The 10,375-nt window shown below is 64.6% G+C and carries 11 protein-coding genes; 7 read left to right on the top strand and 4 right to left on the bottom strand.

What is annotated here, in order from left to right:
- Positions 1–168 precede the first annotated feature (168 nt).
- The 4 genes from CAG29_RS27335 (at position 169) to CAG29_RS27320 (ending at position 5,791) form a co-directional block, all read left to right on the top strand.
- A complete protein-coding gene (locus CAG29_RS27335) occupies positions 169–1,515 on the top strand; it encodes a hypothetical protein (RefSeq protein WP_085586880.1) in 1,347 nt (448 codons plus the stop codon).
- A gap of 35 nt (positions 1,516–1,550) precedes the next feature.
- The gene (locus CAG29_RS27330; protein WP_085586879.1) at positions 1,551–3,779 is read left to right on the top strand and encodes an Ig-like domain-containing protein; all 2,229 of its coding nucleotides are present in this window, start codon (positions 1,551–1,553) and stop codon (positions 3,777–3,779) included.
- 71 nt (positions 3,780–3,850) lie between these two features.
- Complete coding sequence (locus CAG29_RS27325) at positions 3,851–4,312, top strand: curlin (protein WP_085586878.1); 462 nt, start codon at positions 3,851–3,853, stop codon at positions 4,310–4,312.
- 27 nt (positions 4,313–4,339) lie between these two features.
- Positions 4,340–5,791, top strand: coding sequence for a curlin (locus CAG29_RS27320; RefSeq protein WP_085586877.1), 1,452 nt, complete (start codon positions 4,340–4,342; stop codon positions 5,789–5,791).
- Positions 5,792–5,908: 117 nt separating this feature from the next.
- Here the strand turns inward: CAG29_RS27320 and CAG29_RS27315 are convergent, their stop codons facing one another.
- Positions 5,909–6,106: a hypothetical protein gene (locus tag CAG29_RS27315; RefSeq protein WP_085586876.1), complete on the bottom strand. Its 198-nt coding sequence runs from the start codon at positions 6,104–6,106 to the stop codon at positions 5,909–5,911.
- A gap of 418 nt (positions 6,107–6,524) precedes the next feature.
- On the opposite strand from CAG29_RS27315, the gene CAG29_RS27310 reads away from it, so the two are divergent.
- A complete protein-coding gene (locus CAG29_RS27310; protein ID WP_085586875.1) occupies positions 6,525–6,731 on the top strand; it encodes an antitoxin in 207 nt (68 codons plus the stop codon).
- Positions 6,721–6,990 (top strand): type II toxin-antitoxin system RelE/ParE family toxin, encoded by a 270-nt coding sequence (locus tag CAG29_RS27305; protein WP_085586874.1) that lies wholly within the window; start codon positions 6,721–6,723, stop codon positions 6,988–6,990. Before CAG29_RS27310 ends, CAG29_RS27305 begins: the two co-directional genes overlap by 11 nt.
- 71 nt (positions 6,991–7,061) lie before the next feature.
- On the opposite strand, the gene CAG29_RS27300 is transcribed toward CAG29_RS27305, so the two are convergent.
- Entirely contained in the window at positions 7,062–7,433 is a 372-nt protein-coding gene (locus CAG29_RS27300) for a DUF6124 family protein (protein ID WP_085586873.1), read from the bottom strand.
- Positions 7,434–8,042: 609 nt separating this feature from the next.
- Between CAG29_RS27300 and CAG29_RS27295 the strand changes: the two genes are divergently transcribed.
- Positions 8,043–8,234, top strand: coding sequence for an antitoxin (locus CAG29_RS27295; protein WP_085586872.1), 192 nt, complete (start codon positions 8,043–8,045; stop codon positions 8,232–8,234).
- A 177-nt stretch (positions 8,235–8,411) separates the two neighbouring features.
- On the opposite strand, the gene CAG29_RS27290 is transcribed toward CAG29_RS27295, so the two are convergent.
- Together CAG29_RS27290 and CAG29_RS27285 are read right to left on the bottom strand one after the other, a co-directional pair.
- Positions 8,412–8,783, bottom strand: coding sequence for a DUF6124 family protein (locus CAG29_RS27290; RefSeq protein WP_085586871.1), 372 nt, complete (start codon positions 8,781–8,783; stop codon positions 8,412–8,414).
- Between the two features lie 720 nt (positions 8,784–9,503).
- On the bottom strand, positions 9,504–10,364 hold the full coding sequence (locus tag CAG29_RS27285) for a CsgG/HfaB family protein (RefSeq protein ID WP_085586870.1): 861 nt from the start codon (positions 10,362–10,364) through the stop codon (positions 9,504–9,506).
- Positions 10,365–10,375 lie beyond the last annotated feature (11 nt).

The raw sequence follows: 10,375 nt of genomic DNA, 5'->3' as shown, positions 1-10,375 counted from the left end.
GGGACTGTCGCCCTGCCCTGCGTGCCTCGCCACCCTCTCCCACCCACCCTCAAAGGCCCTTGGCACGGGGCTTTGCGGCTGTGTGAGGGTGCATTGGTATGGAAGTTGTAGAGGCCCCTGCAACTGACCCACCCCACGGGGCAGGCACTTCGATAGAGGGATTAACTCATGCACCCTTTACTGTCCAAAACCGCGACCGTCCTGGTCGTGAGCGCATTGGCCCAGGGCATCGCCCAAGCCGCTCTGTTCGCTGTCGACCCCGGCCCCTACGCACCGGCCAACGGCAATTTCGCCGCCTGGTACCAGGACACCCACGGCCGCACCCTGGATCTGTGCCTGTCCAAAGCGCTCAGCTCCCGCGTGCCGAGCGTGCCCGGCACGCCGTCGTACATGTGCTCGCTGCTGCCGGCGCCGGGCATCTTCGACGACGCGCAACCCCTGTCCTTCCCCAGCAACTTCCCCGATGAAGCCTTCTGGTTCACCGCTGACGGGAGCATCGTCGATGCCGCGCGGGGCATCGACCTGACCTACGTCTCGGCCATCGAGGCCGCCTTCGGCGGCGGCGATCCGGCGGAAGGCGACCAGATCAGCTTCGCCCGCATCCGCATCCGGGTCGACGTGCCCACCGCCGGCACCTACGTGATCACCCACCCCTACGGCGTGGACGTGTTCAACGTCGACACCCCCGGCCGGCGGGCGATCAACATGACCCGCGACATCGGCATCGGCTCGCCGAAGACCTACGACGGCGCGCTCAAGGGCGACGTCGGCCCGTTCCTGCGCAGCGTCAACGGGCCCTACACCGAGACCAACCCGGTGACCGGCGCCGCCGAGCAGTTCATCGGCGACCCGAACCTGGAAGAGGCCGTCACCGGCAGCCCGTTCAACACCAACTTCATCCGCATCGAAGGGCCCGGCGGGATCGACCTGCGCACCACCACGTTCGCCATTTCCGGCAAGCTGTCCACGGTGGTCCGCCCGACGCCGCTGATCACCCAGCGCAGCACCTACTCGCGCACCCCCGGCGCCAGCGCCCCGGTGGCCCAGCAGGACGTTTTCGTCCAGGCCCCGCCCGCGCCCGCCACCGTCGCCGTCACCAGCAGCACCCCGGTGCTCAACCTCACGGAGGCCGACAGCACCGGCAGCTGGTATGCGCAGTCACCGGCCAACCCGACCTTGCCGACCACCCTGCAAGTGACCGCCGACAACCACCTGGCCATCGCCAGCAGCACCCCGACCACCCTGCCCATGGCCCTGACGGACCTGGTGGTGATCCAGCGCGCCGAATACAGCCTGAGCTCCGGGCAACTGACCCTCGTGGCCTCGACCAGCGACGAAACCTCGCCGCCGGTGCTCACCGCCAGCACCGCCGGCGGCGCCGCCATCGGTGCCCTGGGCGGCGACGGCGCGGTGAAATCCCTCACCACCGGGATCTCGCCGATTCCGCCGGCCAAGGTTCGGGTGACGTCGTCCAACGGCGGCAGCGATACCGAAGAAGTGGTCATCGTGCAATGAACGCTCACATGCCCAGATCCGCATCAGGAGGCATCATGAACAAGTGGCCACGCTTCGCGCTCAACGCGCTCGGGCTGACAATCTCGCTGTCGGGCAGTGCGTTCGCGCAACTCGCCGCCGTCGATCCCGGCCCCTACACCTTCGCCACCGGGAAATTCCCGATGTGGTACCAGGACAACAACCTGCTCTCGATGGAACTGTGCCAGTCCCGGGCCGCCAGCTCGCGGGTGCCGGCCAGCGTGCCGCCGGCCTACATGTGCACCCTGCTGCCGGAGCCTGGCGTCTTCGACGACACCCAGCCCATGGTGTTCCCCGACAACTGGCCGCCGGAAGCCTTCTGGTTCCTGGCCGAGACCAACATCGCCAACAACGGCGCCGGCTACGGCATGGACGCCTACGTGGCGGGGATCGAAGCGGCGTTCGCCTCGGAAAACCCCGTCGACGGCGATCAGCAAAGCTTCGCGCGGATCCGCATCCGGGTAAACGTGCCCGTCGCCGGCACCTACACCATCACCCACCCCTACGGCGTGGAGACGGTCAACGTCACCGCACCGGGACGGCGGGCGATCAACATCACCAAAGACATCGGCATCGGCGCGCCGGGCGACTTCAGCGGTGCGCTCAACGGCGCCATCGGCCCGTTCCTGCGCAGCGTCAACGGCCCGTACACCGAAGTGAACCCGGACACCGGCAGCATCGAGACCTTCGTCGGCGACCCGAACCTCACCGAAGCGGTGACCGGCAGCCCGTTCAACACCAACTTCGTGCGCATCACGGGGCCGGCCGGCACGATCCAGACCAACCTGTTCACCGTGGCGGGCAAGGTGCTGGACAACCGTCAGCAGACCCACGTCGCCATCGACCGCGCCACCTACCGCCGCACCTCGGCGGGCATACGCGCCGAAGTGTTCGCCAAGGCCGACGCCAGCTCCACCCTGTGCTTTCGCGAAAGCGTGGCGCTGGTGCCGGGCACCCCGCCGTCGCCGTGCCAGACCAACCTGCTGGGCGACAACAACGGGCTGTTCTTCGGCCAGCGCCTGGGCACCGGCACCCTGCCGTCGGTGGTCGTCGTGACCGCCACCAACCCGACCGGCACCACCCGGCCGACGGCGGTGTCGAGCAAGCTCACCGATGTGGTGAAGATCCAGACCGCCCGCTACAGCTGGGCCAACCACAGCCTGCTGATCGAGGCCACGTCCTCCGATGAGGTGGCCGTGCCGGACATGGTCGCCCAGGGTTACGGCCGCCTGTCGAAGACCGGCACCCTGCAGCGCATCACCGTGGCCGACCTGACCCAGCCACCCGCCACCGTGACGGTGAAATCCGCCGCTGGCGGCAGCGACACCGAGCCGGTCGTGGTGGTCGGCAGCGCACCGGACACCGGTGAAAACCAAGCGCCGCTGGCGGTCGCCGACACCGGCAGCACCAGCTTCGGCGTGCCCATCACCCTCAGCCTGCTGACCAATGACAGCGACCCGGACGGCAACGTGCCGCTGTCCATCACCGCGCTGACCCAACCGGCCGCCGGCCAAGGCACCGTCGCTCTGAACGGTACCACCTCGGTGGTCTACACGCCGCCGGCGGTGGTCAACGCGCCGCTGACCGCGACTTTCACCTACAAGGCCCAGGACAGCAAAGGCCTGGCCTCGGTGAACCCGGCCACCGTGACCGTCAGCGTGGCACCGAACCGGCCGCCGACCGCCGTCGCCGACAGCGTCGCCACGTTGGGCGTGGCGATCCCGATCAACGTGCTGGCCAACGACACCGATCCGGAAGGCAACGTGCCGCTGGGCGTCGCCAGCCTGACCCAGCCACCGGCCGGGCGCGGCACCGTGAGCACCGACGGCACCGTGATCACCTACACCCCGCCGGCCACCGTGACCACGGCCTTCACCACGACCTTCACCTACATCGCCCGGGACAGCTTCGGCGCCCAGTCGACGCCGGCGACGGTCACCGTGCAAGTGTCGCCACGGCCGGCGGCGGAGACCTTCACCATCACCACCTCGACGGTGCAGGCGCGCTCCGGCAACCGCTTCAACTGGGACTTCGCCGGCACCTCGTCGGTGACCACCGGCAACACCATCACCGTGCAGGTCACCACCCCGACCGGGCTGGTCACCCTCGGCACGACGACGGTGCCTGTCACCGGTCGCTGGCGGCTGACGCTCAACAACACGAACGTGGTGCCGTCGGCCAACCCGACCGCCACCATCCGCTCGTCCCAGGGCACCGTGCGCACGGTGTCGGTGACCACGCTGTAGGCCTTCGCCCCATCCGCCTGCGGGTGGATGGGGCAAGCCCCCGGACCGCCTGAACGACACAGGACAACGCCATGAACACGCCGACCGCCGCCCTGCTGTGCCTGCTCGCCCTGTGCGGCGGTGCGGGCGCGCGCGCCGACGACCTGATGGACAACGATGACCTGGCCCCCTCGGCCGACCTCGGCGAACTGCCCCCACCTGTGGGCCAGCAAGCGCTGATCGACCAGAACGGCCAGGCCAACATCGCCCTGCTCTCGCAGAACGGTCAGTCACTGCTCGGGCGGATCGTGCAGTCGGGCAGCAACCAGGAGGCGTACATCCTGCAACAGGGCAGCGACCTGATGGCGCAGATCACCCAGAACGGTTCCGGCAACGCCGCCTCGATCACCCAGGCCGGCAGCCACAACCGCGCGCAGATTTCGCAGAACGGCAACAACAACGACGCCAGCATCGAGCAGGCCGGCACGGGGCTGCAAAGCGCCGTGACCCAGTCGGGCAACGGCATGAGCGTCTCGGTCAAGCAATACCGCTAAAGCACTGCAATCATCGGAGAGTTCATCATGTTCAAATTGACGCCCCTCACCGCCGCCATCCTGGTCATGATCAGTGCCCAGGCCATGGCCGACGACAGCCTTTCCACCCAAAGCCAGGCCGGCACCGCCAACATCGCCGATGTGAAGCAGACCCAGGCCCCGTTCAGCACCGCCACCCAGACCCAGTTCGGTGAGGGCAACAACGCCGCCGCCGTGCAGGATCACGCCACCAGCACCATCACCCAGGACGCGGTCGGCGACTACAACGCCGGCTACGCCGAACAGCTCTACGAAGACAACGGCACCATCACCCAACAACAGGTCGGCACCTTCAACACCGCGCACGCCAGCCAGTCCCTGGGCTTCGGTTCGCCCAACACGGCGCTGCAGCAACAGCAAGGCAGCGGCAACTTCTCGTTCATCTACCAGGACTCGCAGAACGGCAGCGAAGGCAAGACCTTCCAGTACGGCGACAGCAACGAAGCCAACATCGAGCAGCTGTATGAAGGCAGCGGCAACAGCTCGGTGATCACCCAGTACGGCACCGCCAACTACGGCACCGCCGAGCAGGTCACCCACAACGGCGGCACGATCGGCATCAACCAGGCCGGCGACTCCAACTACGCCTACGGCGACCAGCGCAACGGCACCGGCGGCACCATCACCATCAACCAGTTCGGCACCCTCAACGGCACCGAAATCTGGCAGGACTCGCAACTGGCGAGCCAGGCCACCATCAACCAGTACGGCGACGGCAACGAAACCGTGGTGGACCAGAGCTACGGCGAAAACAACACCGCCGCCGTCACCCAGGTCGGCAACCTGAACGCCATCTACGCCGACCAGTTCGAGTCGGTCAACTCGACGCTGGCGCTGTACCAGGTGGGCAACGGCAATGTCCACTTCACCTACCAGAACGGCGACGGCCACGTGCTCAACGCCACCTCGGCGGGCAACGACAACAAGGTCTACGCCAGCAACTGGAAAGGCCCGCAGCACGGCGGCCAGTTCGGCAGCAACCAGCGCGCCACGGTCACCCAGGCCGGCAACGGCAACATCGCCAGCTTCACCCAGGACGGCGTCGGCCACACCATGACCACCCACCAGACCGGTACCGGCAACAAGACCACCGTCAGCCAGGCCGAGTCCTACAACGAGCTGTACTTCGACCAGAACGGCAGCGACAACATCCTCATCGCCGACCAGCGCGGCACCACCAACCTGATCCAGGGCTCGTCGAACGGCTCGGGCAACAGCGCCGAGTTTGATCAGTCCGGCTCCGGCAACCAGGCCTACACCGCGCAGCTCTACGGCAGCGACAACCAGATCAGCGTGAAACAGGCCGACACGATGAACGTGGCGTACGTGACCCAAGGCGGCACCGGCAACATCGCCACCGTGGATCAGAGCGGGATGACCCAGACGGCGAACATCCAGCAGTTCGGGTCGGCGAACCAGGCGACGGTGTTGCAGCAGTAAGGGTTGGGCGTAATAAAAGCCGCGATTGCGTTGTGCGATCGCGGCTTTCGCAAGAGTGATCGTACCGACATCAGGTGAAGCGAACGAGGCGCGTGCTTGCCATCCGAATCAACTCCCTCAGCGTGGCGCACGCAGTGGGCTATCCGTCGTCAGACTGTCGGCCCAGACGTGTACGACCTGATGATCGATAACACGCCCGGCGTCCACATCCGCCAGCGCTTCAAGCGTCAGGTGCTCCTCCATCCAATCAATTTTTTTGGCCAGTTCCAGTTGAACATGGGCGGCCATGGCATGAGTCTTTTCTGATTTGGCCATTCTGCTTTACCCGAAGTTTTCCAATCCCGATTTCTGAATTCAGCGACAGACACAGGCTAGGGCCCGGACTTCCGAGGGACAACCTGAAAACCTTGTGGGAAGGATCCGCGAATTCGCAACATCATTTAAACAATCCAGAGCTGAAATGCAGTCCGGCTGTGGATGCTTCAGCCAAGGGCTGGTCGGCTTTCAGGCCGCCATCGCCAGCAGGCTGGCTCCTACAGAAGAAGGGTGGATTCGAGAAAAATGCGGATTTTTCCGACCGAATTTGCAGGTTGCCCCTCGGAAGTGCGCCGTCCAGGATCGGCAGGCATCCACCTGAACCTCACGGAGCGTTTCCCCTATGCAACTCATCCCGTCAGCGACGACAGCGTGCCCGTTACCGAATAGACTGCCGGGCATTGCGCCCGGAGGCCCTATGACCGACCCGACCCTCATCGACCCGCTGTGCCCAGTCGTTTCAGACCTTGAGCCCGAAGAGCAGGCGGCCAGTTATGACCGGTGGTTCAGGGCCAAGGTCCAAGCCTCCCTCGATGACCCTCGCCCGAGCATTGCCCACGATCAGGTGATGGCCGAAATGCAGGCCCTGATGGAAGCGAAGCGCAAAACCCACGATGCAGATTGAGTGGCAGCCTGAAGCACGGGCTGAACTCCTGCAGATTCTTGAACACATCAGCGACCGGCACCACGCAGCGGCCATGAAGCTCTTCAAGGGCATTGAAGCCGCTACCTCCAAACTGACTGTGCATCCTTGTCTCTATCGATCAGGTCGGGTTGCCGGCACACGGGAAATCGTTGTGCACCCCAACTATCTGGTCATCTATCAAGTGGCGGATCACGTGCGAGTCTTGAGCGTCTTGCATGCGCGTCAGGAAGATCCCTGACACCGCTGTCAGCCACTGTGGCGAAAGAGCTTGCTCTCTCACCACAGGGGATCCTTGTCAGCTCAACGCATTCAGGTCTTAGGCTCGACGTTATCCAGCGCCTGGCCCACCGCCACCTCACTCAACATCACCAGTTGCGCGATGCCCAGCGCGGTGCGGCGGTGACCGTTGTCCAGGGTGGCGGCGAAGTTGTTGAGCATCTCCGAGGCCGAGCCCAGGTTCTCGCTGGCGTTGGCCAGCAGGGATTCGGTGTCGTAGACCGGGTTGGGCAGGTACATGGGATCCGCATCGCTGGGGGCGGCCATGATCCGGGCGGTCGGGTTGAGGTAGTGGTCGAGGGCGCGCTCCGCGGCTTCGTTGAGTTTGCGTGAGTCGATGGATTCGTAGGGGGATGCGGGATCGGTGGTGGGGGTTACAGGAGGGTTGGGTGTGGGTTTGAACATAGGTGAAGACCTCTGCTGAAAAATGGAGCTGGCCCATTCGATTTCCAGGCGAAGGGGTGGCAGCTGTACGCAGGCTGGAAATCCGGGAGCAGAGAACCCGGCAGACACGAAGGTCTCCTACGCACAGCCGCCATGACAGAGCGCACACCGTGAAGGTGCGCAAGCATACGTCATGAATGGCGCTTTTGCGTTCTGCATTCCTCGGACTTCCAGGCCCGGTCGCTGAGTTGGCAGCGACAGACACAGGCTAGGGCCCGGCCTTCCGAGGGACAACCTGAAAACCTTGTGGGAAGGATCCGCAAATCAGCAACATCCTTTAAACAATCTAGAACTGAAATGCAGTCTGACTGGGGGTGCTTCAGCCAAGGGCTGGTCGGCTTTCAGGCCGCCATCGCCAGCAGGCTGGCTCCTACAGAAGAAGGGTGGATTCGAGAAAAATGCGGATTTTTCCGACCGAATTTGCAGGTTGCCCCTCGGAAGTGCGCCGTCCAGGATCGGCAGGCATCCACCTGAACCTCACGGAGCGTTTCCTCCATGCAACTCATCCCGTCAGCGACGACAGCGTGCCCGTTACCGAATAGACTGCCGGGCATTGCGCCCGGAGGCCCTATGACCGATCCACTGTGCCCAGTCGTTTCAGACCTTGAGCCTGACGAACAGGCGGCCAGTTATGACCGGTGGTTCAGGGCCGAGGTGCAGGCTTCCATCGATGACCCGCGCCCGAGCATTGCGCACGAGCAGGTGATGGCCGAAATGCATGCCCTGATGGAAGCGAAGCGCAAAACCCACGATGCCGATTGAGCGGCAGCCTGAAGCACGGGGCTGAGCGCCTGCAGATTCTTGAACACCTCAGCGACCGCCACCACGCAGCGGCCATGAAGCTCTTCAAGGCCATTGAAGCCGCTACGTCCAGATTGACTGTGCATCCCGGTCTCTGTGGCGAGGGACCTTGCTCACCTTGCTGTCAGGTCAACGCATTCAGGTCTTAGGCTCGACGTTATCCAGCGCCTGGCCCACCGCCACCTCACTCAACATCACCAATTGCGCAATGCCTAGCGCGGTGCGGCGGTGGCCGTTGTCCAGGGTGGCGGCGAAGTTGTTGAGCATCTCCGAGGCCGAGCCCAGGTTCTCGCTGGCGTTGGCCAGCAGGGATTCGGTGTCGTAGACCGGGTTGGGCAGGTACATGGGATCCGCATCGCTGGGGGCGGCCATGATCCGGGCGGTCGGGTTGAGGTAGTGGTCGAGGGCGCGTTCCGCGGCTTCGTTGAGCTTGCGGGAGTCAATGGATTCGTAGGGGGATGCGGGATCGGTGGTGGGGATTACGGGAGGGTTGGGTGTGGGTTTGAACATGGCGTCTTACTCTGTTTGATGAGTCGGAGCTGGCCCATTCGGTTTCCGGACGAAGGGGTGGCAGCTGTACGCAGGTTGGAAACCCGGGAAACAGAGAAACCCGGACGACCCGAAGGCCCCCCACGCACAGCCGCCATAACAGAGTGCACACCCAAAAGGTGCGCAAGCATACGTCATGAAAGGCGACCGCTGCGTTCTGTTTTACCCGGGGTTTCCAATCCCGATCGCTGAACTCAGCGACAGACACAGGCTAGGGCCCGGCCTTCCGAGGGACAACCTGAAAACCTTGTGGGAAGGATCTGCAAATCAGCAACATCCTTTAAACAATCTGGAACTGAAATGCAGTCCGGCTGTGGGTGCATCGGCCAAGGACTGGTCGGCTTTCGGCCGTCATCGCCAGCAGGCTGGCTCCCACAGGGGATTGGGGTGGTCAGGGAGAGGTTAGGCTGGTTCCCGCAAGGAATCGGGTGCAGTCAGGTAGAGGTAGGTCGGCTGTCGGGCCGCCATCGCGGGCAAGCCCGCTCCCACAGTGTTCCGGGGTGTGCACACCTTTCCCTGTGGGAGCCAGCCTGCTGGCGATGGCGTCAGTGCGGACAACGCAGGCTCAGATCAAGACAGGTGCTCCCACAGGGGACAGGGTGGTTCGGTAGAGGCCTGGCTGGCTCTTGCCGTCGAGCGCTCGACCCGAGAGCCGAGAGCCGAGAGCCGCCAAGCCCAAGCTCACTCCGCCTCAGGATCCACCTTATTCTGCGTCAGGTAACGGTTCAGCGTCTCGTCCTGCGAAGGCGCCGAGTTGTCCCCCGCCACCTGCCACAGCCGCCGTTCGATGCCCTGCGCCAGCAGGTGCCCCACCGCCGCCTCGATCGCCGACAGCACGCAGAGCTGCGCCGGTTCGTTGGTGGTGTAGCCGACCTCGGCCTCCAGCAGCTTCTTGAACTCGATGAACTTGAACACCCCGGCGCTGCGGCCCACGGAGTAGATGGTCTTGCTGGTCATCACGTTGGCCAGCACCTGCCCGCTGCGCACGTCCACCGCCCGCAGGTTGACGGTCACCTGGTCGACCCGGTACTCGCGGGACAGGTCGATCCCCAGGTAGCGCGCCCCTTCCCCGCCGCTGCGCACGTTGGTGTCGTAGGCGATGATCCCGCCTTCGAGCATCATGTTCGCCGCCTGCAACGGCGGCAGCTCGCCCTGGATGTTGACCGGGGTGTTGGGCTTCTTCTGCGAGGCGCGGATGATCTTGCGCTCGGTCAGCAGGTTCTGCAGCCCTTCGCGCTCCAGCACCACGAACCAGCCGCTGGCCTGCAAGGCGTCCATCAGCATGCTCGCCGCGCCCTGGGTGACGCTGGTGGAGAACGAGCTGGCCGGGGTCGGCTTGTACTGTCCGGTCTGGTCACGGAAGCCGTACACCACCGCCATCAGGCGGCCCTTGGGCCGCGGCATTTTCAGAAGGTCGTAGTAGGTCGAGGCCCTGGGGGTCAGGGTCGGGGTTTCGGTGTCCTGCTCGGCCGGCATCGGCTCGCGCAGACCACACCCTTGCAATGCCGCCAACATCAGCCCTAGCGCAATTATTTTTTTCATGTCCTGCACTC

Source organism: Pseudomonas sp. B7(2017) (genome assembly GCF_002112745.1).
GTDB lineage: Bacteria > Pseudomonadota > Gammaproteobacteria > Pseudomonadales > Pseudomonadaceae > Aquipseudomonas > Aquipseudomonas ekonensis.
Note: the sequence above shows the minus strand (reverse complement) of the source record. Positions and strands in the feature narration are given on the sequence as shown.

Excerpts from the sequence above, each read along its gene's own strand:
- CAG29_RS27330 (WP_085586879.1), top strand. The coding sequence starts at position 1,551 with ATGAACAAGTGGCCACGCTTCGCGCTCAACGCGCTCGGGCTGACAATC.
- CAG29_RS27310 (WP_085586875.1), top strand. The coding sequence starts at position 6,525 with ATGACCGACCCGACCCTCATCGACCCGCTGTGCCCAGTCGTTTCAGAC.
- CAG29_RS27325 (WP_085586878.1), top strand. The coding sequence starts at position 3,851 with ATGAACACGCCGACCGCCGCCCTGCTGTGCCTGCTCGCCCTGTGCGGC.
- CAG29_RS27320 (WP_085586877.1), top strand. The coding sequence starts at position 4,340 with ATGTTCAAATTGACGCCCCTCACCGCCGCCATCCTGGTCATGATCAGT.
- CAG29_RS27315 (WP_085586876.1), bottom strand. The coding sequence starts at position 6,106 with ATGGCCAAATCAGAAAAGACTCATGCCATGGCCGCCCATGTTCAACTG.
- CAG29_RS27300 (WP_085586873.1), bottom strand. The coding sequence starts at position 7,433 with ATGTTCAAACCCACACCCAACCCTCCTGTAACCCCCACCACCGATCCC.
- CAG29_RS27335 (WP_085586880.1), top strand. The coding sequence starts at position 169 with ATGCACCCTTTACTGTCCAAAACCGCGACCGTCCTGGTCGTGAGCGCA.
- CAG29_RS27290 (WP_085586871.1), bottom strand. The coding sequence starts at position 8,783 with ATGTTCAAACCCACACCCAACCCTCCCGTAATCCCCACCACCGATCCC.
- CAG29_RS27305 (WP_085586874.1), top strand. The coding sequence starts at position 6,721 with ATGCAGATTGAGTGGCAGCCTGAAGCACGGGCTGAACTCCTGCAGATT.
- CAG29_RS27295 (WP_085586872.1), top strand. The coding sequence starts at position 8,043 with ATGACCGATCCACTGTGCCCAGTCGTTTCAGACCTTGAGCCTGACGAA.
- CAG29_RS27285 (WP_085586870.1), bottom strand. The coding sequence starts at position 10,364 with ATGAAAAAAATAATTGCGCTAGGGCTGATGTTGGCGGCATTGCAAGGG.